The sequence below is a fragment of the Streptomyces sp. CNQ329 genome (genome assembly GCF_000482585.1).
Genome location: NZ_AXVU01000011.1, coordinates 128,581 through 154,280, shown reverse-complemented (window position 1 = coordinate 154,280; position 25,700 = coordinate 128,581). Strand labels below are relative to the sequence as shown.

14 protein-coding genes and 1 pseudogene are annotated in these 25,700 nt (G+C 66.2%); 13 read left to right on the top strand and 2 right to left on the bottom strand.

Annotation, left to right across the window (positions count from 1 at the left end; genetic code table 11):
- Positions 1–33 precede the first annotated feature (33 nt).
- The 10 genes from I003_RS31900 (at position 34) to I003_RS35990 (ending at position 20,514) form a co-directional block, all read left to right on the top strand.
- On the top strand, positions 34–5,172 hold the full coding sequence (locus I003_RS31900; protein ID WP_486584167.1) for an RHS repeat domain-containing protein: 5,139 nt from the start codon (positions 34–36) through the stop codon (positions 5,170–5,172).
- Between the two features lie 68 nt (positions 5,173–5,240).
- Positions 5,241–5,495: a hypothetical protein gene (locus I003_RS36010; protein WP_158688960.1), complete on the top strand. Its 255-nt coding sequence runs from the start codon at positions 5,241–5,243 to the stop codon at positions 5,493–5,495.
- Positions 5,496–5,997: 502 nt separating this feature from the next.
- Positions 5,998–6,588, top strand: coding sequence for a hypothetical protein (locus tag I003_RS36005; RefSeq protein WP_158688959.1), 591 nt, complete (start codon positions 5,998–6,000; stop codon positions 6,586–6,588).
- A gap of 242 nt (positions 6,589–6,830) precedes the next feature.
- On the top strand, positions 6,831–7,061 hold the full coding sequence (locus tag I003_RS36000) for a hypothetical protein (RefSeq protein ID WP_158688958.1): 231 nt from the start codon (positions 6,831–6,833) through the stop codon (positions 7,059–7,061).
- Positions 7,062–7,158: 97 nt separating this feature from the next.
- Entirely contained in the window at positions 7,159–7,620 is a 462-nt protein-coding gene (locus I003_RS35995) for a hypothetical protein (RefSeq protein WP_158688957.1), read from the top strand.
- 1,056 nt (positions 7,621–8,676) lie between these two features.
- Positions 8,677–8,943, top strand: coding sequence for a hypothetical protein (locus tag I003_RS34675; protein WP_158688956.1), 267 nt, complete (start codon positions 8,677–8,679; stop codon positions 8,941–8,943).
- A 21-nt stretch (positions 8,944–8,964) separates the two neighbouring features.
- Entirely contained in the window at positions 8,965–10,194 is a 1,230-nt protein-coding gene (locus I003_RS36830) for a hypothetical protein (protein ID WP_486584166.1), read from the top strand.
- Positions 10,148–12,901, top strand: a complete 2,754-nt coding sequence (locus I003_RS31895) for a LamG domain-containing protein (protein WP_486584169.1) — start codon at positions 10,148–10,150, stop codon at positions 12,899–12,901. The genes I003_RS36830 and I003_RS31895 overlap by 47 nt, the downstream gene beginning before the upstream one ends.
- A gap of 195 nt (positions 12,902–13,096) precedes the next feature.
- Positions 13,097–20,023: a polymorphic toxin-type HINT domain-containing protein gene (locus I003_RS31890; RefSeq protein WP_486584165.1), complete on the top strand. Its 6,927-nt coding sequence runs from the start codon at positions 13,097–13,099 to the stop codon at positions 20,021–20,023.
- A 122-nt stretch (positions 20,024–20,145) separates the two neighbouring features.
- A complete protein-coding gene (locus I003_RS35990; protein ID WP_158688955.1) occupies positions 20,146–20,514 on the top strand; it encodes a hypothetical protein in 369 nt (122 codons plus the stop codon).
- 810 nt (positions 20,515–21,324) lie between these two features.
- On the opposite strand, the gene I003_RS31885 is transcribed toward I003_RS35990, so the two are convergent.
- Together I003_RS31885 and I003_RS36395 are read right to left on the bottom strand one after the other, a co-directional pair.
- Positions 21,325–23,475 carry an FG-GAP-like repeat-containing protein gene (locus I003_RS31885; RefSeq protein WP_051368172.1) on the bottom strand — a complete coding sequence of 717 codons (2,151 nt, stop codon included), beginning with the start codon at positions 23,473–23,475 and terminating at the stop codon, positions 21,325–21,327.
- Between the two features lie 281 nt (positions 23,476–23,756).
- Positions 23,757–24,209, bottom strand: coding sequence for a hypothetical protein (locus tag I003_RS36395; protein WP_199784267.1), 453 nt, complete (start codon positions 24,207–24,209; stop codon positions 23,757–23,759).
- Between the two features lie 98 nt (positions 24,210–24,307).
- Here I003_RS36395 and I003_RS0110250 point away from each other — a divergent pair, with 98 nt between their 5' ends.
- From I003_RS0110250 to I003_RS36825, 3 genes and pseudogenes are all read left to right on the top strand, one after another.
- Positions 24,308–24,697 (top strand): SbcC/MukB-like Walker B domain-containing protein, encoded by a 390-nt coding sequence (locus I003_RS0110250; protein ID WP_486584164.1) that lies wholly within the window; start codon positions 24,308–24,310, stop codon positions 24,695–24,697.
- Positions 24,688–25,326, top strand: a pseudogene (locus I003_RS31870) (TIGR02679 domain-containing protein); the annotation flags it as partial. The gene I003_RS0110250 and the pseudogene I003_RS31870, both read left to right, overlap by 10 nt.
- Positions 25,327–25,370: 44 nt before the next feature.
- Positions 25,371–25,613, top strand: a complete 243-nt coding sequence (locus I003_RS36825) for a DUF2399 domain-containing protein (protein WP_486584163.1) — start codon at positions 25,371–25,373, stop codon at positions 25,611–25,613.
- Positions 25,614–25,700 lie beyond the last annotated feature (87 nt).

Here is a 25,700-nt window from a genome sequence, read left to right as displayed (position 1 = left end):
TTCAAGGACGACGACGGCACCCGGGTCGAGTTGATGTCCTCGTCGAAGCGGGCCAACGGTGACAACAACAACGAGTACTGGCGGGTCACCGCCCCCGACGGGGTGCGCTACTACTTCGGCACCCACCGGCTGCCCGGCTGGCAGGATGGCGACGCCAGGACGCAGTCGGTGTGGACGGTTCCGGTCTTCGGCAACCACTCCGGGGAGCCGTGCCATGCCACCGCGTTCAAGGACTCCTGGTGCCAGCAGGCGTGGCGCTGGAACCTCGACTACGTCATCGATCCGCACGGTCAGGCACTGACGTACTACTGGGGCAAGGAGCACAACCACTACGGGCTGAACGTCAACGACGCCACCGGCAATGCCACGTACACCCGCTTCAACCGCGGCGGCCACCTGGAGCGCATCGACTACGGCCTGGACGGCGACGCGCTCTACGCCGCCAACGGCGCCCAGGCCCGCGTCGACTTCACGGTGGCGGAACGCTGTCTGCCCACCGACACCTTCGACTGCTCAGCGAGCAAGCTGAACACCGCCAACGCCAAACACTGGCCCGACGTCCCGTACGACCAGTTGTGCGGCTCGGGGCAGGAGTGCAAGACGTACTCGCCGTCGTTCTTCTCCCGTAAACGCCTGACCGGTGTCACCACCAAGGTGCGCGTCGACGGCGCCTACAGGCCCGTCGATTCCTGGAAGCTGGACCACAGCTTCCCCACCACCGGCGACGGCTCAGAACCGGCGCTGTGGCTGAAGTCCATCCAGCGCACCGGCCACACCGGCGGCAGCGACATCTCCCTTCCCGCAGTCACCTTCTCCGGGCAGATGCTGAAGAACCGCGTGGAGAAAGCCGTCGACGCGGTACCCCCGCTGAACCGCTACCGCGTCTACGGCATCAAGACCGAGACCGGCAGCACCATCGGCGTCACCTACTCACCCGAGGACTGCACCGCCGGCAGCCTGCCCGATCCAGCCACCAACACCAAGCGCTGCTACCCCGTGTACTGGTCACCCCCGGACGCGCCCGCCCCGGACTTCGAGCCCTACCGCGACTGGTTCCACACCTATGTCGCCACCCAGGTCTTGGAATCGGACGACGTCGGCGGCGCACCGGTGAAGACCACCTCGTACGAGTTTCTGGACGGCCTGGCCTGGGCCAAGGACACCGACGAGCTGACCAAGGCCAAGCACCGCACCTACTCCGAACGCCGCGGCTACTCCCGTGTCCGTACCCGCGTCGGTGCCGGCAGCGAGACGAAGTCGCTCGCCGAGACCCGCTACTTCCGCGGCATCGACGGCGCGGACGTCGCCGACTCCGAGGGCAACAACGTCACCGACCGCGAAGCGTTCGCAGGCATGGTCCGCGAGGAGATCGGCTACGGGCGCGACGGCGGCAGCATCATCGAAGCCACCGCCTACACCCCGTGGCGCTCCGCGGCCACCGCCACCCACGCCCGCGACGGCCTGCCCGAACAGAGCGCCCACTACACCGGCGTCAAAACCGAAGGCACGCGCGAGCTGAAGAAGGACGGCGCCTGGCGCCGAACCAGCACCGAAGCCACCTTCGACTCGTACGGCATGGTCAAGACAGCCTCCGAGACCGGTGACACGAGCAAGGCCGGGGACGAGCGCTGCACCACCACCTCCTACGCCCGCGCCACCGGCGCGAACATCATCGAGACCATCGCCGAGGAGAAGACCGTCGCCACCACGTGCGACGCGACTGCGACGCTGCCGAAGGACCTCGTGTCCCTCAAGCGCACGTACTACGACGGATCCACCACCCTCGGGCAGGGCCCGACCAAGGGCAACATCACGCGGGTCGACGAGCAGGACAAGGCCGGCACCGGCACCCAGACCGTCGCCACCGCCACCTTCGACACGCACGGCCGCCCGCTCACCCAGACCGACGCCCGCAACAAGACCACCACCACCGCGTACACACCTGCCACCGGCGCCGCGCCCACCAAGACGGTGGTGACCAACCCGCTCGGCCACACGCAGACCACCGAGATCGATGCCCGCCGCGGTATCCCCACCACCACCATCGACCCGGCGGGCGCGCGCACCGACGCCGACTACGACGCCCTCGGGCGGCTGGTCAAGGTGTGGCAGCCGGGCTGGGCCAAGGCGGACTACCCGTCAGCTCCGTCCGTCCAGTACAGCTACACCGTCTCCAAGACCGCGCCGGCGGCCATCGCCACCAAGACCATCCAGCCGGACGGCACCTACACCACCGCTTACACCCTCTACGACGGCCTGCTGCGCGAACGCGAGACGCAAACCCCCGCACCCGGCGGCGGCCGCGTCATCACCGAGACGCTGTACGACACCCGCGGCCTGGAAACCAAGCTCTACCACGCCTACCACGCCAACGGTGATCCGTCCGCGAGCCTCGTCAAGGCAGCCGACAACACCGTGCCGAACATGACCGAGAACATCCACGACGGATCCGGCCGCGTCACCGCCGCCATCTCCCGCCAGTTCGGCGACGAGACCAAGCGCACCACCAGTAGCTACAGCGCCGACCAGACCACCGTCATCCCGCCCGACGGCGGCACCGCCACCACCGACCTCACCGACGCACGTGGCAACACAGTCGAGCGCCGCCAGTACACCAACGCCGCCCGCACCACCCACCAGTCCACGGCCTACGCCTACGACGAGCACGACCAGTTGGCGAAGATGACCGACCCCGCGGGCAACGTCTGGACCTGGACCCGCGACGCCCGCGGCAACGTGACCGAGGCGAAGGACCCCGACAAGGGCACCTCCACCACCACGTTCAACACCGCCGACCAGCCCGCCACCCTCACCGACGCCCGCGGCATCACGCTGACCACCAGCTACGACGACCTCGGCCGGCCCACCGCCGTCAAGAAGGGCGAGCAGCCCCGTACCGAGTGGGTCTACGACACCCTCGCCAAGGGACAACTCACCTCCACCACCCGCATCCACGACGGCAACCGCTACACCACCGCGGTCGAGGGCTACAACGCCCGCATCCAGCCCACCGCCACCACCGTCAGCGTCCCCGACGCCCCCGGGGCCCTGGCCGGCATCTACCGCATCGGCTACACCTACGACCCCGAGACCGGCAAGCGCACCTCGATCAGCCAGCCCGGCGTCGGCGGGCTGCCGAGCGAGCGGACGGCGACCGAATACAACTCCCTCGGGCTGCCCACCACCACCAGCAGCGGCGGCGTCGCCCTGGTCTCCCAGGTCTCCTACGACAGCTTCGCCCGCCCCGTCCGCACCGAGTACGGCTCCGACGACCGCAAGCTCTACCGCACGCACGAATACGACGAGCACACCGGCGACCTCACCCGCCAGGTCACCGACCGCACCACCGCACCCCAGCGCCTGGACGACGTGCGCTACACCCGTGACGACGCCGGCAACATCACCTCTCAGACCACCACCAGCGGCCAGGACGCGCAGCAGACCACCGACCGCCAGTGCTACGCCACCGACGCACTGCGCCGCCTGACCGACGCGTGGACCACCACCGCCGAGACCTGCGCGAACGAACCCGCCCCCGCAAGCGTCGGCGGCGGCCCCGAAGCGTACTGGCACTCCTACACCTACGACGCCATCGGCAACCGCACCACCGAAACCCAGCACGCCGTCGCCGGCACCGCCACCGACCAGGACGTCACCCGCACCTACACCCAACCCGACCCCGGCCAGCCCCGCCCCCACAGCACCACCCAGATCGACACCACCGGCGGCACCGCAAACGGCACCAGCGAAACCCTCGACTACGACGCCACCGGCAACATGACCGCCCGCAGCGGCGGCACCGCCGACCAGACGTACACCTGGGACGACGAAGGCCACCTCGCCACCGCCACCGAAGCGGGCACCTCCACCGACTACGTCTACGACACCGACGGCAACCGCCTACTGGCCACGACCAGCGACAACACCGCCACCCTCTACCTGCCCGAAGGCAACGAACTCCACCTCAACCCCGACGGCAGCGTCACCGGCACCCGCTACTACGCCCACGACGGCGAAACCGTCGCCGTCCGCACCCCGGGCAGCCCGATGCACTTCCTGGTCTCCGACCACCAGGGCACCGCCATGCTCGCCGTCTCCCTCGCCGTCGGCCAGGCCATCATCCGCCGCAAGCAACTCCCCTTCGGCGCCCCCCGCCCGACCACCAGCGCCGGCACCGAGCCCGACTTCCCAGGCACCAAGGGCTTCGTCGGCGGCACCCTCGACGACACCGGCCTCACCCACATAGGCGCCCGCGAATACGACCCCACCCTCGGCGCCTTCATCTCCCCCGACCCCCTCCTCGACCCCGCCAACCCCCTCCAGGCCAACGCCTACACCTACGCCAACAACACCCCCGTCACCGCATCCGACCCCACCGGTGAGATGCTCTACGACGAGGTCACCAAACACGGCTACGGCAACAACAAGGTCCGCAAAAGCTGGTACCGCAAACAGGGCTACACCAACAGCCGGGGCTACGTCACCAGCAAATACCGCGCCCTCGTCCGCCACAACACCCGCAGCTTCAACTCCTACTGGGCCCAAACCCGCGCACAGCAAGCCCGAGCCCAGGAAGAGCGCTACCGCCTCGACAGCATGAAACGCGACCAACTCCTCGCCGCCGCAAAAGCCAAAGCCAGGCAGGAGGCCATAGCGCGTCGTGAAAAGCAAGACAGATTGACGTCGATCCTCAACGCACTGCCCCTCCCCGCCGAAACCAAAGCGGGTATTAGATTGATCGCGCCAGTGGGTCGTTATATGGCTTCCGAGGGATGGAAGCATGTAAATGTCGGAATCAGCGCCTGCTTCATGGCGTGTGCCAATGCCAACTTCCAGGGTGGTACCTTCTCCTTCACGTATAGCGGTGGCGTCACGGTCGACACGCCGAAGGGTTCAAGGGCGCTAGTGAAGGGAAAGGGTGGAGCATTTCTGGGTGCAACCGTCAATTGGAATACGGCGGAGGTCAGCGATCAGAAGACTCAGATGGCCAGCGTTACCGCCGCAGACGGTTGGTATGGAGGAACCTCCGGCTGGGGTCAACGTACCTCCGGCGGAAATTACTACAATTATGGCTGGGCTGGAGGATTGGGTGTCGCAGCCCAGGGGCCCACGCTGGGTGGCTGGGCTTGGGATCTATCGGACGGTTTGCGATGGGTGGGGCCGACCGGTTAATTGGCATATGGTGAGAAGTAGTTGGTGCGTAGGAGCTCTGCCATAGAATGCAAAATTACTGCGCAGCCTTGGCTGTCAACGGGAGTCAGGTAAGTGGCTGGGGTCTACTCGGTCCGCTATTTGCAGGCTTCTTTTGTGTTGGTTTGGGTGTCACCATTGCCTTCGATGTTCGCAACGTGGCCAGTCGCTTCGTGGCCGCAGCACGTGACAAGAAGGCGCAAAGGATGATTAATAAGGCTGTAGGATGGGGCTTCATGGGAATTGGGGCGCTATTCGTTGCAGTTGCCGCGATCGAGGGGTTTATCGAGGTATTTTCAGGCTAATCCCTGGCGGGAATTTGATGTCGCTGAATATTGGGATTCTTTGGCTGCGCTTGGGGTGAAAGCTGCTGATGAAGTCGCCAGGAATGGATTCGGCAACGGCAAGGTCTGAAAGAGTTGATGTCGCGCTTCTGTGGTCTCGGGTGATCGAGTTCTATGGCGATGATGCAACAAAGTGCCGAAAGGGCGGCGAACGGATGGGTGTCATTGCCGATCAGTCTTCTATTGGGGTTCATCGGGTTTGCCCTGATTGTTGACCCCGGGGGGGCGCCTCGGCGTATTCATGAACGAAATGCACGCATCCTTAAAAGGGTGAAACCTAGGCCGGTCAAGACTTCCTTCTTCTCGCCGTTCGCCTTTGATAGGTTGATTGGGGCGGCATTTTCTTGCGTATGCGTGCTATGGAATTCCTGCTTCTCTAATTGATATTCTGTGAGCAGCAGGACCTGACCCTGCGTTTCTGCGGTGCTGGCAGTGCGAGCGCTCTAAGCGGGGAGGGGTGTTAGTGCGTGTCCTCGAATACGGGAAAGAGGGTGCAGGGATCAGCCAGCGTATCCTGCAGCGTCGTTCGTGGAAAATCTTGGGCTGGGCCAGTGTGATGGCCATCTGGGCGGTGGGTATTTCGGCGGCGGTGTCCGGAATATATAAGCACGGAAATTATCGCGACGCGATATTCTTTACGGCGGTGATTGCAGCGATCAGCTCCTTCTGCCGTCGTTACGGAACAAGCAGGGTGATCTTGACACATGAATCCATCGTGGTGGTCGGGGTCTTTGGTCTGTGCAGCATTCCAAATGAGTCCGTGAGAGAGGTGGTCGGTGATCCACGTGGGGGTCTCTTGATCAGCACAGTTCATGGCGACGAGATCCGGCCCTTCTGCTTTGGCGGATCGCTCATTGATATACGCTTCGGCACTTCCCAGCGGGCGGCAAGTCAAATTCGCGCCATGCTCTCAAGTCCGCCCAAGTCGCCGTCCAATACGCCTAGGATGGAGAAGCAGATCCTGAGGCATAGTTTTGGCGCGGACCTGTTCCTTGCCATGGCAATTCTTGCAGGATTGGTTGGGCTGGTTCTTATCGTGCTCGGGGTTATATGAGGAAATCCAAATCTGGCCCTTTAGCTGCGGATTGCTCACCTCGGGAGATGAAATATAGTTCCTCTCGCAGGAAGCTCGACGCCACTGGGGCGAAATTGCGGCTGGCCTGTGTCCGAATAGGCGAGAATTGTGGGCGGATTTCGTGAAGCGGGTGTTCCGGCAGGCGGACGCAAATTCCATCGGAGCGAATCGGCCTGTGAAACCGTCCGCGGTACCTAGTTGGTAGGGATGGTGAAACCTTAATGGGGCAGATCCTTCCTACCGTGATTCTTGCCTTGATGGGTGCTGCCTTGATGTTGGACCTCAGGGGAGCGGCTCAACGCTTCTATGACATCATGGATGCAGTAATGTTTGGAAGGACGGGGATGGCCAGTCCGCGGCTGGTTCGATTCCTGGGCGGCGGAATTTTTCTACTGTTTTCTGTGATTTCAGTTCTTGACGCTGTGGCGCTAGCAACGGGAACTGGAACGTGAACATTTCCGCACTTCCTGGGTGCTGGCCTCGGCGTACGGGAAACTGGGGTGCGGTACCACGTATATGGCACTCGGTTGGTGTTCGATGGAGGCTAGCTTGTTTCGCGATCATAAGGAACCTGCGCTGATCGTTTGGCGTCCGCCGGCAATTCTCCGAGTGGTCGCGGGGCTGCTCTGTGCGGCATTCCTGTTCATTGCTTCCCAGCTCGCAGTTGACAGTCTTGATTCGGTAACGGACTGGCTGGCTTTGGTGTTCGCTGCGGCAGTTGGAGTGGCGTCCGGGATGTACTGTATGTCCACCTCGTTGTCTCTTACGTCACGACGCGTGATTGCAATGAATTTTGGGTATAAGGCGGATATTCCACTCGCGGAGATTCTCACAATGCAGGTGGGCTACGGCGGTTTGAAAATCTACAGCCGGGAGGGTTGGTCAGTGCATTCCCTTGCTGTGGAGAAGAGTCGCCTGTCTTCATGGCTCCACCGAGAAACCAGGGGCGATAGGGTAATCGCGGCGATCGAGAATGAAATTTCCCGTTCCCGAGGTGGTCACAGCGCGTGATCTTCGTGAGGCGCCAGCCGTCAGCCTGAGCCGATTATGAATTAACGGATGCCTGCTGGACTGGGTCGAGTAGGAGGCTGCGCCCTCGACGGGCCCGTCGATCCAGCGTGAACAGGTCATTGTTCAGCTTATTTCCAGCGGCTGGATCTTGGCTGGATCCAGCCCCGCTCTCCGGCGTTTCCGCAGGCCAAAACTGTGCATTTGGTGTTCCGCTTCAACGTGTGAATCTTTCGAACAACCTCATCCCGACCTGTATGCGTGCAGGTCAGGGCACGTTTCGTGTTCGAACGTGGTGGAATTCGACTGGAACGTTGAAGGGGCGATGCCATCGTATTGGGCTACCTGTTTGTGCAGGTCAGGTCGGGTGCGGTTGGATGGTTGAATCCGGTCGGGGGTTCCCGGCCGCTGGATTTCTGCTGGATCCAGAAGATACCCGTGGGGGTATGGCGGGCGATTCCTGGGCTCACGAACCGGCCTCTGAAGGATCGTGGTCCGGGCGCTTTGGCTGAGGCGGCCCAGCTGTCGGCGTATCACGGTTTGCGGCTCTTTCGTGTCGACGGTCCTGGCCCGCGGCGTTTCGGTCCGCGAGGTGTCCCGCTGGCTCGGCCAAAGTCGATCAAGGCCACGGTCGACGTGTACGGCCACCTCGCTCCCGTCTCCTGGGGTCGATGCCAAACGATCATGCGGAACGGGCTGTGGCCGGACTCCCCCGCGGCCGAGCGCCGGGGGCCAAGAGCGGGCTCGCGCCCGGCCCGTGGATCCGGAGTGAACAGGGGGCGGTTGAGGGAGACGTGTGTGACCGTATATCAGGCAAACTGTTCTGTCTTGACCGGTGTTCAGCTAATATCTTCCGTTCTTTCTGAAAAACCTTTGCCTGATGAGGCAATTGGTGTGATGTTAGTCACGGGAGGCGTGGGTGAATTACGGGGTTTGCTCGTTAGGAAGGTCTAGTCCACCCGTGCTCATCCCGTTAAGTTAGCGCGAAGTTACGTTCTGTTGTCTCAGGGGTGGGGCTCTGTGGTGATGCGTGGGCGCTGGCGGCGATATCGGGCGTGGTTGACGGCGGGGTTGGGCACGGCGCTGCTCCTGGGCACGGCACCCGTCGTGGAAGCGAGCACGGTTCCCGGCGACACGCGCGCGCCCTCGGCGGCGTCGGATGCCCAGGGAAGCGCGGCGGCGGCGGACACCGCGGCCGCGGCTACCGAGGAGCAGGCGGCGGCGCGGGCGGAACGTACCGGTGAGCCGGTGGAGATCGCCTCGCTGCGCGGGGAGAGCAGCGAGGTGTTCGCCACTCCTGATGGGAACTTGGAGGCGCGCGAGTAATTGCGGCCTGTTCGGACCCGTGTGGGCGGCGAGTGGAAGGCCATCGATACCCAGCTCGCCCCGGCTGGCGGCGGCATGGTGGCGCCGGGTGCGACCACGGTGGGGATGGAGTTCTCCGGTGGTGGAACGGCGCCGTTGGTCCGGATGTCGAGGGCCGGGCGGGAGTTGTCGCTGTCGTGGCCGGGTGAGTTGCCGCAGCCGCGGCTGGAGGGGGATGCGGCTGTCTATCCGGAGGTGTTGCCGGGGGTCGATCTGCGCATGGGGGTGCAGGCTGACGGCTTCACGCAACTGCTGGTGGTCAAGTCCGTCGAGGCGGCGCAGAATCCGGAGCTGGCGGAGCTTCGGCTGCACCTGGGTGCGACGGGGATGTCTGTGCGTGAGACCGCGGCCGGTGGCCTTGAAGCGGTCGATGCCGGAGCCGGGGGTGCGGTGTTCGAGGCACCGCAGCCGGTCATGTGGGACTCCAGCGGCGGCACCACCGCAGGCGCCAGGAGCGCGGCCGGCGGCGAACCGGCGGGTGAGCCGGCGGCTGGGGAGTCGGGCAAGCTGGCGCCGGTCGACGTCCAGGTCGCCCAGGCGCCCGACCAGTTGGTGCTGACTCCGGATCCTCAGGTGCTGAAGGGTGCGGACACGGTCTATCCGGTGTTCATCGACCCGCAGTGGTACTCGCCGCGGGCGTCGGCGTGGACGTTTGCCTCGAAGTACTGGGCGTCGTCGCCGCAGTGGAAGTTCAACGGTGAGAATAACGCCGGGATGGGCTACTGCGGCTGGGACTACTGCGCGCCACACGACACCAAGCGCGTCTTCTACCGCATTCCGACGTCCCGGTTCGCGGGCAAGTCGATCCTGTCGGCGGAGTTCGTCGTACGCAATGTCTGGTCCGCCTCTTGCTCCGCGCGGAGTGGAGCTGTGGCGGACCAAGGGCATCAGCTCGTCGACCACGTGGAACAGCCAGGATGCGGGTTCCGGGTTCTGGCTCGACAAGCTGGACACGCGATCGTTCGCCTACGGTTACGAGGGCTGTGCTGGGAAGGATGCGGAGTTCGGGATTCGTGCGGGGGTGCAGGAGGCGGCGAACAAGAAGTGGTCGACGATGACCTTCGGGTTGCGTGCGGCGAGCGAGGACGACAAGTACGCGTGGAAGCGGTTCTCGGACAAGGCGTTCCTGAGGGTGCAGTACAACCGTCCGCCGCCGCAGATCAAGATGGCGCAACTGACGATGAAGTTCGGCGGGGTGTGCAAGCGACCTGACGAGAAGGCGCGCGTCCGTAAGCTCAGCACGATCTACGCCAACGACGTGACCGATCCCGACGGTGACAATGTCTCCGTGCAGTTCCAGGCCAAGTGGGACGGTGGCAGTTGGACGCCGCCCAGGACCGGCAGCCGGCCTTCGAACTCCACCTTCAGCATCGCGTTGCCCACCGGGATTCCGGCCGACAAGACGGTGCATTGGTACGCGCGCGCCTATGACGGGGCGCAGTGGTCGCCGTGGTCGTACTCGGGTGATACGAAGACTGCCTGTTACTTCGTCTACGACACCAAGGAGCCCGAGGCGCCCTCGGTGACCTCCGGCGAGTATCCGGAGTCCAACCCCGAAGACCCGAACGATCCGTGGCTGGACGGGGTGGGTCAGTACGGCACCTTCACCGTGGACTCGCCCGATGCGGATGTGAACCGGTACCGCTACGGCATCAACAGTGACCCCCTTCCCGCGAACCAGGTGTCCACCTCCGGCGGCGCGGCGAAGGACATCAAGATCCTCCCGACGAGGCCGGGCCTGAACTTCTTCACCATCCAGTCCTTCGATACGGCCGGGAACAACAGCGAGACCCGCACCTACCAGTTCCGCGTCAAGGCCGGGCAGCCGGATCGTGCGACGTGGCAGCTCGACGAGCCGGCCGGTGCCACGCAGGCCGAGGGCTCCACGCCGGCGCGGGCCCTTGCCCTCAAGGGCGGTGCGGCCACCGGTGCCGCCGGGACCGACGGCACCGCGCTCGGGCTCAACGGCACCGACGCCTACGCGGCCACCGATCTGTCCCCGGTCAACAACACCGGCGGCTTCACGGTCTCGGCGTGGGTGAAGCTGGATGCCAAGCCGACGGCCGGCGCGGCGGTGGTCGCTTCGCAGCCGGGTAACGAGCGGATGGGTTTCGCGCTGCACTACGCCGCCGTCCATGACCGCTGGATTTTCAACGGCTTCTCCGCCGACACCCCCGACGCCACCGTCTCCCGGGCCATGGCGCCGAACCCGGGTGGCGTCCAGACGGGCACGTGGACCCATTTGGTCGGCTCGTACGACTCCGTGGAGGACAAGCTGCAGTTGTTCGTCAACGGCACCCTCGTCGGCGAGACTCCCTTCGTCAGTACCTGGAACGCGCGCCGTGGCCTGCAACTGGGCGCCGGTTCGGGCAGCGGGGTGGCCAGGGACTTCTTCCCCGGCACCCTCGACAAGGTCCAGATCTTCGACAAGCGCATCGCGCAGGACGAGGTCGACAAGCTCTACGCCAAGCAGCCCATCGGCGACCCCGGCCGCCCTGCCATCGCCGTCTTCGAACTCGACGAACCGACCGGCGCCACCGAGGTCTCCGGCCGCGGCGGCGTGCTCCCCGCCCGCTACCACGGCGGCGTGACCACCGGCGTGCCCGGCGTGGCGGGCAAGGCCACGAAGTTCAACGGCACCGACGGCTACGCCCGTATCGGACAGACCTCGGGACCGCACATCAACAGCGAACGGTCCTTCGCCGTCTCCGCCTGGGCGAAACTCGACGCCAAACCCGACCGCCAGGCGACCGTCGTCGCGCAGGCAGGCGAGTTCGCCCTGGGCTTCGAGCTCTACTACTCCGCCGCCTACGACCGCTGGGTCTTCAACCAGTACGCATCCGACACCCCCGGCGCGCCGATCATCCGGGCCATGGCCGACCAGCCGGGAGACGCGTACGCGGGCACCTGGGCACACCTCGTCGGCGTCCACGACACCACAGCCAACACCCTCACCCTGTACATCAACGGCAAGAAAGCCGGCTCCACCACCCTCGTGGACGCCTTCTACGCCGCCGGCTCCATGTACGTCGGCGCCGTCTCCGTCAACAACACCCTCAAGAGCCACTTCCCCGGCACCATCGACGACATCCGCCTCTTCGACCGCCCCATCTCCCCGGCCGAAGTCCAGCAGCTCTACAAGCAGCGCCCGCTGGTCAAGAGCCGCTGGAAGCTCGAAGGCACCAACGGCGCAACGCCTCCGGCTACTGCGGACGACTCACCCGGGGGCAACGACATGACCCTCTACGGCGGCGCCGCAATCGGCTCCGGCTGGGTCGACTCAGGCGCGATGGAACTGGACGGAGTCGACGCGTACGCGGCCACCTCCGGGGTGCCGGTGGACACCAGCGGGAGTTACACGGTCACAGCCTGGGCTCAGGCCGCTGCCCTGCCGGACGACGCCGCGGCCCTGATCAGCGCCACCGGAAGCAGGCAAAGCGCCTTCGCGGTCCGCTACGTACCCGCCCCGGATCCGTCAACCAGCGCGGGGAACTGGGAGATAGCACTGCCCGGGGCCGACAGCGACGCGGCAGGCGTGGTGCGTGTGAAGAACGAGCAGTTCTGGGACGTACGGGACTGGAACCACCTCGCCCTGGTCTACGACGGGCTCTCCAAGGAGGCCCGGCTGTACGTCAACGGTGAACTGGAGGAAGTGGCCTGCGCCGACGACGACGGGAACGGCGAAGCCGACGACCCCGCCTGCACCGACCGCCTTTCCTGGGCGCAGGACGTGTTGACCTTCCGGGCCGGCGAGTCCCTGCAGATCGGCCGCAGCAAGACGGCCGGCACGTGGGGCGGGTACTGGCCCGGGGCGGTCGATGACGTGTGGGTCTTCCAGGGAGACCTGACCGCGGGCCAGATCGCCCACCTTGCGCTCGGTTGGCCGGACGTCGTCACCGACGTCCCCGAAGACACCTGAGATCGAACTCCGCCCGGCGCTGCCCCCAACGGCGCTGGGGCTCGAAACCCCTTTCACCAGCACCCAGCTTCCACCGGGCCCGTTCGCGGCCGATGGTGGCGCGGCAGCGGAGACGAGGACGACGGGATGAACCGTAAGGTCAGTAAGCGCGTGAGATGGGCCGGCCGTCGGGTTGCCCTGGGGGCAGCGGCACTGATGGTCGCCACCCTCCTGCAGGACGCGGCAGCCACGACCACCGCTGCCGCGGACGAGGGCAGGGACAGGGCGGATGCGTCCCGGACCGAGCAGCCGGTCGCCGGCCGGTCGATGACCGAGGTCAAGCCGCGGACCTCGCAGAAAGGGCCGAGGACACCGCGTCGGAAGCCGGATGCCGCGTGGCCGGAGCCGGCCACGGCCCACGTCGAACTGACATCGGCGGGGGCCAGAAACGTCTACGACGATGCCCCGAGTGGCAGGGCGCTTCCTCTCACCCTTGATGTGGCCACCGCGGACAGTGGACATCCCGCGGCTGCGGCGGAGGCGGCCAAGGGTGCCCGGGGGAAGGTGACCGCGCGGGTTCTCGGCCGTGACGCTGCGCGGAAGGCCGGCGTCGACGGGGTGCTCTTCGCTCTGGAGTCCGCTCCGGGGCCCCGGCACGCGGCGGGCGACGTGCAGGCGACGGTGGACTACGCTTCCTTCGCCGAGGCATTCGGTGGCAGCTACGCCTCCCGGCTCACCCTCGTCGAGTTGCCGGCCTGCGCCCTGGACACCCCTGCGAGGCGCAACTGCCGCAAGAGCGAGCCGCTGCCGACGGTCAACGACGCGGAGAAGCAGACGCTCACCGCCGACGCGGTTCGGCTCGATACGCAGGAGCCGACGGTGCTGGCCGCCGTCGCGGCCGAGTCCGGCGGGACCGGCGACTTCAAGGCGACCAGTCTGGCGCCGTCGTCGTCCTGGGATGTGAACCTCAGCTCCGGTGACTTCTCCTGGTCGTACGGCATTCCGGTCCCGGAGGTGCCCGGTGGGCTGCAGCCGAGCGTGGGGATGTCGTACTCGTCGGGCTCGGTGGACGGCCGTACCGGAGGGACGAACAACCAGTCCTCCTGGGTCGGCGACGGCTTCGACATGTGGCCTGGATACATCGAGCGGCAGTACAAGCCGTGCTCGGACGACGGCGTCGAGCATCCCGACGGCAGCAAGCCGGGCGATCTGTGCTGGGGCTACGACAACGCGTTCATCTCCTTCAACGGCAAGGGCGGCGAACTCATCCCCGTCGGCAACGACGAGTGGAAGCTGCGCGACGACGACGGCACCCGGATAGCCCGTCTGGCCTCGGCTGACCGCGGCAACGGTGACAACAACGGCGAGTACTGGCGGGTCACGGATCCTCAGGGCGTGCGCTACTACTTCGGCTACAACCGGCTGCCCGGCTGGGCGAGCGGGAAGGAGGCCACGGGTTCGGCCTGGAAGGTCCCGGTGTTCGGCGACGATTCCGGCGAGCCGTGCCACGACGCCGCCGGCTTCGGCTCGTCGTGGTGCCAGCAGGCGTGGCGCTGGAACCTCGACTACGTCGTCGACCCGCACGGCAACGCCATCTCCTACTACTACCACCAGGAGGAGAACTCCTACGGCCGCAACCTGAAGGCGGACAACAACACCCGCTACACCCGCGGCGGCAGCCTGGACCGTATCGAGTACGGGCTGAAGCACTCCTCGGTGTACGACACGAAGCCCCTGGCCAAGGTCGACTTCAGCAGCGGCGAGCGATGCCTGCCCAACGCGCAGACGACCTGCGACTCGATCAGCACCGACTCCGCCTCCTGGTACGACACGCCCTGGGACCTGAACTGCGGCGAAACGGCCACGTGCGACCAGGGCCGCTACTCGCCGAGCTTCTGGACCCGCAAGCGTCTGACCGAAGTGACCACTGAGGTCCTCAAGAGCGACGGGACCTACGGCCCCGTCGATTCCTGGAAGCTGGCACACCGCTGGGGCCAGGCCGACATCGACTACCAGCTCCTGCTTGAGTCGATCCAGCACACGGGGCACACGGCCACTCCGGCGATCAGCCTGCCGAAAACCACTTTCGCCTATACGCAGTTGGCCAACCGCCTGGACAAGACCGGAGACGGCTACGCGCCGTTCATCAAGGCCCGGCTGTCCGCCGTCGACGACGAGTACGGCGGCAAGATCGCAGCCAACTACTCCGACCCGGCCTGCGACTGGAACTCACTGCCCACACCCCAGTCCAACACCACTCGCTGCTTCCCCCAGTACATCGGCGGCAGCGACAGCGCCGACCCGGAACGGCAGTGGTTCAACAAGTACGTCGTCACCTTGATGACGGAGCACGACCGAACCGGCGGGGCTTCGGACAAGGCCACGCGCTACGAATACCTGGGCGGCGCGGCCTGGCACTACGACGATGACGACGGGCTGACGAAAGAGAAGTTCAAGACCTGGTCCCAGTGGCGCGGCTACGCCCAGGTGCGCGTCAAGACGGGCGGGGAGGGTGGCGACGCTGCACTGAAGTCGCAGTCCGACACCTACTTCCTGCGCGGAATGCACGGCGACCGCGAGAGCCCAGAGGGTGGCAGCAAGAGCGTGTCCGTCGGTCTCGGCAGCGGTGAGGGCGACCCGCTCACCGACCACGAGGCAGCCGCCGGCTTTGCTTACAAGACGGTCGACTTCTCCGGTCCCGGCGGCAAGGTGCTGGGCAAGACCGTCAACCGGCCCTGGCGCCACCAGACGGCGAAGAAGGAACGCTCCTGGGGCACGGTGACGGCGAATCTCACCGGCACGGCGCACACCAAGACCTGGACTTCCCTGGACAACGGCGCCGGTAACGACTGGCGCGTGACGTCCACGGCCAACACCTACGACACGGTTGCCGGCCGGCTGACCGAGGTGGACGACTTCGCCGACAACTCCACCGCGTCCGACAACCGGTGCACCCGCAGCACGTACTCCGCCAACGAGGAGAAGAACATCCTCGTCCTGCCTTCGAGGGTGGAGACGGTCGCCAAGGCGTGTGGTGACCCCGTGGACCGCACCAAGGACGTCATCACGGATGTCCGCACCGCCTACGACGGTGGTGCCGTCAGCGGCACCGCGTCCGTTCCCAGTAAGGGGGATGCCACCGCGACCGCGGTGCTGAAGTCCCGCACCGCAGACGAGGCCGTATACCTGGAGTCCACCGCCGAGTACGACGCTTACGGTCGTGAGCTCGTCAGTACCGATCTCACCGCGAATCTGACCTTCAACGGCAGCGGACAACTCCAGTCGCGGAACCCGCGTTCGGACGGCCGGAGTTCCACTACTGCGTACACGCCGGCAACCGGTTTCGCCACGCAGGTCAAGGAGACCACGCCCCCGGCAACCCCCGGCAACGCTGCCACGGCGCTGACCTCCACCACCACCTACGACCCGATGCGGGGTCTTCCGCTCACCCAGGCCGACGTGAACGGCAAGACGACCACGTCGGCGTACGACGCCCTGGGCCGTACCACCAAGGTGTGGCTGGCCGACCGGCAAACCGGCCTGACGCCGAGCTACGAGTTCACGTACCAGGTGACCGAGGGGAAGCCGGTCGCAGTCGGCACCAAGACCCTCGGCAACTCGGGTGCCCAGCGCGCCTCGTACACCTTCTTCGACGGGTTTCTGCGCGAACGCCAGACTCAGGTGCCCGGCCCTCGCGGGGGCAGGCTTCTGACCGACGTCTTCTATGACGAGCGGGGCCTTGTCGCCGAGACCTTCCAGCCGTACTACACGGACAAGCTGCCGTCCCCCGAACTGTTCGCCCCGGACAGTGCGATCTCCGTGGAGACCCAATACCACCACTCCTACGACGGTCTCGGACGCAATATCCAGACCGAACAGGTGGCCGGCAGCGGAGCCGGCCTCAACGTCCTGGCGACCACCACCACCCAGTACCGCGGCGACCGCACGACAGTGATCCCGCCGGACGGCGGAACCACCACGACATCCCTCGTCGACGCCCGGGGTCAGACCACGGCCGTGCGCCAGCATCACGCGCGGAGCGCGGAGTCGGCCTACGACGAGACCGGCTACCGCTACACGCCGCGCGGCGAGCTGGAAAAGGTGACCGACCCGGCCGGGAACTCCTGGACGTACCGCTACGACCAACTCGGACGCCAGGTCGAAGCCAACGACCCCGACAAGGGCACCACCACGACCGCCTACGACGACCGCGGCCAGGTCACCTCCACCACGGATGCCCGCGGGACCAAGCTCGTCAGCGTCTACGACGGCATCGGGCGCCAGACCGAGCTGCGCGAGTCCTCGCCCACCGGCGCCCTGCGCGCCGACTGGACATACGACACCGTCAGCGGAGCCAAGGGGCACCTGGCCGCGTCGACGCGCTACGTGGACGGCGAGGCGTACACGAACAAAGTCGTCGCCTACGACCGTCAGTACCGGGTGCTGCGCTCCTCCGTCACCATTCCGGCATCGGAAGGCGCGCTGGCCGGGACGTATCTCTCCGGGACCACGTACAACGTCTCAGGCACCGTGCAGGCCGTCGGCTTCCCGAAGGCCGGGGCGCTGCCGGCTTCCAGCGTGCGGTACACGTACGAGGACGAGACCCTCCGCCCGATCGAACTCGGCGGTGACCAAGGGCTGAAGGCGAAGACCGGCTACACCAACGACGGCAAGCCGCAGTGGTACGAGTTGTCGAACGGCGGTAAGACCGTTGAGGTCGCGAACACCTTCGAGCGGGGGACGCAGCGGCTGGCCACCTCGCGCGTCGAACGTCAGGACGTGCCCGGCGTCGACCAGCACAACACCTTCAAGTACGACGCGGCCGGCAACGTGCTGTCGGTCGCCGACGTCTCCCGGTCCGGCACGGACACCCAGTGCTTCGACTACGACTTCGCGCGCAGGCTGACCACGGCCTGGACCGAGGGCGACACCGAGTGCTCGGCTCAGCCCTCGGGCGGGGCTGTGGGCGGCCTGGCGCCGTACTGGCACTCCTACACGTACGACAAGGTCGGCAACCGCCTCACCGAGACCCAGCACGACGTCGGCGGCGACGCGACCAAGAACACAGAGCGCACCTACGCCTACCCGGCCCCGGGCAGCCCGCGCCCGCACAGCCTCACGTCCGTCACCAGCACCGGACCGACCGGCACCGCGCAGGACAGCTTCACCTACGACGAGGCCGGCAACACCGCCACCCGCAACCTGGGAGGGGACACCCAGACGCTGACCTGGGACGCCGAAGGCCATCTGGCCAAGGTCACGGAGCCGGTCGAGGGCAGCGCCGACAAGGTCACGGACTACGTCTACGACACGAGCGGCAACCGCCTCATCGCCCGTACCCCCACCGAGACCACCCTCTACCTCGGCACCACCGAGGTCACCCTCCCCAAGGGCGCGACCGCGGCCAAGGCCACCCGCTACTACGGCCTCGGCGGCGGCCACCAGGCGGTCGAGGAGGACGACGGCAGCGTTTCGTTCACCCTGGCCGACCACAACGGCACCGGCCAACTGGCCATCGACGCCGCCACCCAGACCCTCGACCAGCGCCGCAGCCTCCCCTTCGGCGCCCCCCGCGGGCCGGAACCCGCCTCCTGGCCGGGCACCCGCGGCTTCGTCGGCGGCACCGACGACACCGCCAGCACAGGACTGCAGCACCTGGGCGCCCGCGAGTACGACCCGAAGCTGGGCCGCTTCATCAGCGTCGACCCACTGCTGGAACTCGACAAACCCCAAACCCTGAACGGCTACACCTACGCCGCCCAGAACCCGCTGACCTTCAAGGACCCCACAGGCCTGGGACTCGACTGCGGCAGGGGCTCCCCGAGCGGCGTGAGCTGCGGAAGCGCGCAGACCCGCGCGGACGGCAGCCGTGGTGGCCCGAAGGGGAGACAAACGGGCGGCGGTGTCATGGGCCCACCGGCTGTGAGCCACCCCTGCAACGGCCACTGCTCGTCGCAGAGCCCGTCTCAGACGATCGAAATCGTCCAGAACGGCGGGACCGTGGAACTGGCGGGCGTCGAGCTGCCCACGGCCCTACAACTTGAGCGGTTGTACCCGACGCTCCGCAGCACAGAAGACCGGATGGATCACTACATTCAGTCCAGGTGTGATATGGGAGCCGCTTCGAGCGACGCGGACTTCTGTGACGCCGCAGGCAAGCTTGGCTGGCTGGACCGAGACCCGACAGCCTTCGACCAGTTGGTGCTCTCCATCGTCGCGCCCGACATAGGCGCCTGGAAGGAGTGCCTGAAGAACCCGGGCCTCAACGGTGCGTGCGGCTCCGCCGCCCTTGACCTGCCATGGGCCAAGGCACTCAAACCGATCAAGCTCATCAAGGCGGCGAAGAAGTGCCACAGCTTCGCCCCGGGTACCCGCGTGCTGCTGGCCGATGGTAGCTCCAAGCGTATCGAGGATCTTGAAATCGGCGACAAGGTCATCGTCACCGACCCCGAGACCGGCAAGACAACGATTCGCAAGATCGTGGCCACCATTACCACAGAAGACGACAAGGACTTCGTCGACCTCACGATCAAAGTCGACGGTAAAACCACCACCCTGACGTCCACCACCACACACCCGTTCTGGACGCGTGAGAAGAACGACTGGGTAAACGCCGGTGATCTCACCCCCGGCCAGACCCTCCGCACTCCGGACGGCACCACCGCCACAGTCGAGGACGTCCGGGACTACACCAAGCGTCAGCGCACCCACGACCTCACGATCAACAAGATCCACACGTACTACGTATATGCCGACGTTACGCCTGTCTTGGTTCACAATTCAGCCTGCTCGGTTGGTGGTGCTCCGCGCTCCGCAGACGGGAAATATTCAAAGCGAAATGGCGAGGCTGGACGTGATGGTGCAGCGGACGAAGTCAACGCATGGGATCAGTTGGAGATGGATGGCGCAGTCGTCATGCGCAACGAAACGCCGGTTTTTGCGCCAGGATTCCGAGCTCGAAAGTATGATGGCACGGTTCAGATCAACGGTCAGTGGTACGGCATCGAGGTAAAGGGTGGGACGGCCAAGAAGAATCCTCACCAGCGAGAATTCGATAATTGGCTCAACACGCCAGGAAATACGGTCACCACTGGGGACGGTCGAACCCTTGTTGGGGTCCACGATGTGTGGATAGACCGGTAATGATCGTGGAGCCGACCAGGTCATCTGGTCGGCTCCGCGGCCCAGCGATGCACGCTGCGCTATCATCTCCGAAGGCAAGTGCCGGGCGTAGATCCCGGCGCGGTTCCAAGAAGGGACTCACGGTGAGCTTTGATCTGGCCTTCTGGTTTCAGGAATCTGCTCCAGCCTTGGAGGAAGCTGCTCAGGTATACGATAAGTTGACGGATGGAGAGACTGGGGTTGTCGGCGAGGATCCGACTGTTGAGGATTTCCATCAAGCCGTGATCTCCGTCTTTCCGGATCTAGTTGAAGAAAATATGAACGAGTCGCCGTGGGCTGCTCCTATTTATGCCACCAGTGAGTGTGTAATTGTAGCGATCTCCTGGTCCCGCTCCAGGGAAGTTTCCTCGGTCCTACTGAACTTGGCGTCGAAGTATGGAGTAATCGCCTACGATCCGCAGGATCAAGTCGTCTACGGAGCCAGCGGGGAGAGTCAAACCGCTGACGAGTAATAAAAGGCCCGTGGAGGCAGTTATTGAGCCGGAACGGTTGAGCTGAGTGTTCCTGGGAAATGAACACGATGAGCTCCTTTCGGGAAATCGATGTGCCGTCGCATGTTGATTACGAACCCATGAGAGTTGCGCTCCATCGTGTTGTCGATGAGGGGGAAATCGAAATAGAAATGGGTACTCTTTCGAGAGTGCATCCCGATGGGCTCGGATTGCCAGAGTCTGTTCGTTAATCGGGGTTCACAAGAAGCCCAGCCGGATCGTTCCCGGCCACCGGGATCGTTGCCGAAATATCTTGCATAACATCCGGCGGTCGGATAACCTCACGGCCGAGCATAGGGGTGCAGGTGTGAAGGCTCGCGTGCCCGTGGATCCAGCAACAACAGGGGTCATTGGGCTGGCCGTTTCCGGCGGCTGGATACTGGCTGGATCCCTACCAGCCCTCCGGTGTTTCCGCAGGCCAAAACTGTGCACCCGGTGTTCCGCTTCAACGTGTGACTCTTTCGAACAACCCCAGCTGTCCTGTATGCGTGCAGGTCAGAGCACGTTTCGTGTGCGAATGTGGTGGAATTCTCCTGGAATGCTGAAGGAACGGTTCCACGGCGTCCGGTCGTCCGTTTACGCAGGTCAGGTCGGTGTGGTCGGTTGATTGAACCCGGTTCGGGTTTCCCGGCGGCTGGATTCTGACTGGATCCCAAGCATACCCGTGGGGGTATGTGGCGAATGGCTGCTTGCTCATGAACCGACCTCTGAAAGGGGGGGTGGGGGGCTGCCTGACTTGGCAGCCCCACCGCGGATTGGACGGGTCTCGGTTCAGCCGAGCGTTTGGTAGTTGGCGACTTGTTCGGAGGCTACGGTGATGGCTCCGGGGCCGTCTGGGGTGAAGTCGGCGAAGAATCGTAGTCTGCCGCTGTTGGGGGTGGTGGTCCAGAGGTCGAATGTGTCGTTGTTGTTGGCGTCGGGTGCGGCGGTGAGCATCGGGACGGTGTTCGGTCCGAAGTTGTTGGCGATGAGGATCCGGTGGGTGGGGTCGACTTGGCCCGGCCAGGTGGAGGCGTCGGGGTTGATGGTGTCGTAGAGGAAGAGGCCGCTGCCGTCGTTGTCGAATCGGACGGTGAGGTCGGCATGCCCGTCTGCGTCGAAGTCGCCCGGGGCGGTCATGGTGACGTTGGCGAGGGTGTTGGTGCCGGTGCTCATGCCGTCGCCGGCGGCCAGGAGGACGGGGTCGCGGAAGGCGTCGAGGTAGGCGCTGCCGCCCGGGTCGCCGTAGTAGAGCCACAGGTGCTGGCCGTCGTTGACGAGGAGGTCGGGGTAGCCGGGGGTGTCGATCTGCCCGTCGTCGTCGGTGTCGAGGGGGCCGTCGACGTCGCCGGCGGCGAGGATTTGTTGGGCCCCTGTCTTCCAGTGGTTGTTGGTCTCTTCGAGGACGGTCATTTCCTGGCGTTCGTAGGTGGTGGTGCTGCAGGTGGTGCAGGCGAAGCCGAAGCCGTTCTTCGGGTTGATCCACAGTCGCTTCTGGCCGGTGGCGGGGTCGTCTCGCAGTGCGATGAGGTCTTCGTAGCCGTCGCCGGTCCAGTCGCCGCGGTGGGTGATCCGGGAGTTGGTCCAGTCGATGCTGCTGGCGAGGCTCTGCTGGTCGGTGGTGGTGCCGTCGCCGTTTCCGTAGTGGCGGTGGAGTTTGCCGTTGCCGTCGACGGCCCACAGGTCGGCGTTGCCGTCACCGTTGAGGTCCCCGGGTTTGTCGGGGGTGGACAGCCCGTTCACGTAGAAGAGGTAGGTGGCGACGTCGGAGCGGTTTCCGGCTTTGTCGAGGCTGCGGACGTACAGGTTGATCGGGCCGGTGAACGTCGGTGTGACCTTGATGGACACGCCGGCGCCTGGTGACGGCGCGTTGACGGTGACGGGATCGGGGCTGGTGTCCAACCAGTACTCGTAGGCGGTGACGTCCTTCACGCCGTTGGCGGCGAAGGCGAAGGTGCCCTCGGTACGGGCCTCGCCGGTGTCGGCGGGCCATCCGTCTGCACCGTCGGGGAACTGGGCGGAGGAGACGGCCGGGGGAGTGGAGGGGCGGTTGGGGTCGAAGACGAAGCGGCAGCCGGGTGCGCCGAGGGTGGGGTTCCAGTCGGAGGTGACCGAAACCGTCTGGTTGATGATCAGTGCGCCGTTGGGGTCGTCGTTGGGGTGGTGGCCGGTGGGCCACAGGTGGAAGCGAGCCTTGACGGTGCCGCCGTCGCGGTCACTGACCTTGGCGGTGAGGTAGAAGTCCGTGTTGCCGATCAGTCCGTAGGGGGACTGGTCTCCGCAGCCCTTGCTGTTGCGGGTGGAGACGGGCGCGGTCTCCAGTGAACTGGGCACGTTGGGGCGGGTGTTGTATTCGGTGGACAGCACGGAGGACTTGGCGGCGAACTTCTTCCAGCCGTAGACGTCCGTTTCGTCGGTGGCCTTGAGACCGAGGGTGATGCTGTTCCACTTGCTGGCGGCGGCGTCCTTGGCTGCGGCGGTGGTGTCGAAGGCGAGATTGTCGGCGGGGCAGTTGGACGACCAGCCTTTGGCGTCGTTGATGATGTCGAGGGTCTCGCGTCTGTCGGGGCGGTTGTTCCAGGTGGTGTTCTCGTTCATTGGCGCGGTGCGCCAGAGTTCGACTTTGCGCGCATTGCAGGACCAGGACCAGGTGTTCTTGATCCTGAAGGTGGACTTGGTGACGATCTTGTCGGTGGACCAGAGGTTCGCGGTGCGGAAGCGGAAGTAGGAGCGGGCCAGTCCGTTGGTCTCGTTCTCGTACCCGACGCGGGCGGTGAGGGCGACACCGTCACCGACCGCGAAGCGTTCGCAGGCATGGTCCGCGAGGAGATCGGCTACGGGCGCGACGGCGGCAGCATCATCGAAGCCACCGCCTACACCCCGTGGCGCTCCGCGGCCACCGCCACCCACGCCCGCGACGGACTGCCCGACCAGAGCGCCCACTACACCGGCGTCAAAACCGAGGCCACGCGTGAGCTGAAGAAGGACGGCACCTGGCGCCGCACCACCACCGAGAGCACGTTCGACTCGTACGGCATGGTCAAGACCGCCTCCGAAACCGGTGACACGAGCAAGACCGGGGACGATCGCTGCACCACCACCTCCTACGCCCGCGCCACCGGCGCGAACATCATCGAGACCATCGCCGAGGAGAAGACCGTCGCCACCACGTGCGAGGTGACTGCGACGCTGCCGAAGGACCTGGTGTCCCTCAAGCGCACCTACTACGACGGATCCACCACCCTCGGGCAGGGCCCCACCAAGGGCAACATCACCCGCGTCGACGAGCAGGACAAGGCCGGCACCGGCACCCAGACCGTCACCACCGCCACCTTCGACACGCACGGCCGCCCGCTCACCCAGACCGATATCCGCGGCAAGACCACCACCACGTACACCCCGGCAACCGGCGCCGCGCCCACCAAGACGGTGGTGACCAACCCGCTCGACCACACGCAGACCACCGAGATCGATGCCCGCCGCGGTATTCCCACCACCACCATCGACCCGGCGGGCGCGCGGCCAGCACCGTGGGCGCGGCCGTGGCCGAGCTCCAGCGGCGGCTGGCGCAGACCGCGGACGCACGGGACGCGTGCGAACAGGGCCAGCGGCAGGCGCGTACGGACCACACCGCGGCGGAGAAAAGCGCCGGGCGCGCGGAGGGGAGGATCGAACAACTGGAGAAGGACACCCGGGAGGCGACCGCCGCCCGCGCCGAGGCGATTGCCACGCTGCAGCCACCGGCCCTGCCTCCGGGGGCGAGCGGGTGTTGGCCATGAGTGTGCCGCTGTTCGCGGCGGCCTCTTCCCACTACGCCACGGCCGCACCGGACGCCCCGCGGCTGGTCGCTCTGGACGAGGCGTTCGCGGGTGTGGACGACGACTCCCGTGCCAAGTGCCTCGGCCTGCTCCACGCCTTCGATCTCGACGTGGTGATGACGAGCGAGCGTGAGTGGGCCTGCTACCCGCAGGTGCCGGGGATCGCCATCGCGCAGTTGTCGCGGGTGGACGAGATCGCGGCGGTGCTGGTCACGCGTGGGGAGTGGGACGGGGTGGCCCTGGACCAGGGAGCGGAGACGGAGCGCACGGCGGCGTCGCAGGGCGGCATCCCCGTGCCGCGGGACGGAAATGTGCAGGAGTCCGGTGCGGAGCCGCTGTGGACGTGAGCGGGGACCGGCCGAACGCCGGCGCCGCCGCTGACGAAACGGCGCGTATCGACCCCGACCGCCTCACCCGCCTGCTCGGCGGGCCCGGCCTCGACTGGCTGGTGGAGCGCGCCCGACGCCGGCCGGCCCGCGATGAGCCCTTGACCGGCACGGTGACGCTCGCTTCCGCCACGGCCGCACAGCGCGGGGCCGCCGAACGCCTGCTGGGCCGCGCCCCACGTCCAGGCCGCTCACTGAGCGTACGGCTGGACGAGGTCGACGCGGTGCTGCGCCGCTCCCGGGTCAGCCGCGCGGGCCTGGCCGCCGCCGTGACCGCCCTGACCGGCCCCGTGGTCCCGCTCGCAGAGGCCCGCGAGCGTCAGGCACGGGCGTGGGAGGAGGTGTACGCACCACTCGCCGCCCTGCCCGCGGAACTGGCGGGCTGGGCCGATGACATCCGCCGGGGCGGCCTCGTACGCCGCCTCGCCCGCAGCCCCGATGCGGCCCGCCCTCTGCTCGCCGCGACCGTCTCGGCGCTCGTCGCGCTCACCGCCGAGCCGGCCCGCCCGCTGCCCGAGTTCGCTGCCCAGACCCTTGGTGACGCCCACGCCCTCGACGACGGCACCCCGCTCGCCACCCTGGTCCGCTCCGGCGTCCGGGCCCTGACCGGCTTCCCCGACGGCGAAGGCGCCGAGTGGCGCCGGGCGGCCTGCGCATCGCGGGGGGCCTGCTGCGCCGTGTTCCGTGGCGCCCCTGGCGCTACACCGCGGCGGACTACCGGGCGGCAGCGGCCACGAGGCCGCTTGCGCGCCCGCTGCGGGGCACCCCCGCGTCCGCCCCCTGGGACCCCGGACTGACCGCCGCTCTCACCGAAGTCGGGGTCGGTGTGGAGGAGGAGAGCGTCATCGACGACCTGCTCAGCGATCTGATGCGCTGAGCCTGGGCGGAGAACTATCCGCGTCTCCTCGACGTGAAGAAGGGCCTGCGGCACCACCCTCGGCGCAGTTTTCTCAGTCTGACCGCA

Coding starts and splice junctions, on each gene's coding strand:
- I003_RS31900 (WP_486584167.1), top strand. CDS start 34: ATGTCCTCGTCGAAGCGGGCCAACGGTGACAACAACAACGAGTACTGG.
- I003_RS36000 (WP_158688958.1), top strand. CDS start 6,831: ATGGGGCAGATCCTTCCTACCGTGATTCTTGCCTTGATGGGTGCTGCC.
- I003_RS31895 (WP_486584169.1), top strand. CDS start 10,148: ATGGCGCAACTGACGATGAAGTTCGGCGGGGTGTGCAAGCGACCTGAC.
- I003_RS31890 (WP_486584165.1), top strand. CDS start 13,097: ATGGTCGCCACCCTCCTGCAGGACGCGGCAGCCACGACCACCGCTGCC.
- I003_RS0110250 (WP_486584164.1), top strand. CDS start 24,308: ATGAGTGTGCCGCTGTTCGCGGCGGCCTCTTCCCACTACGCCACGGCC.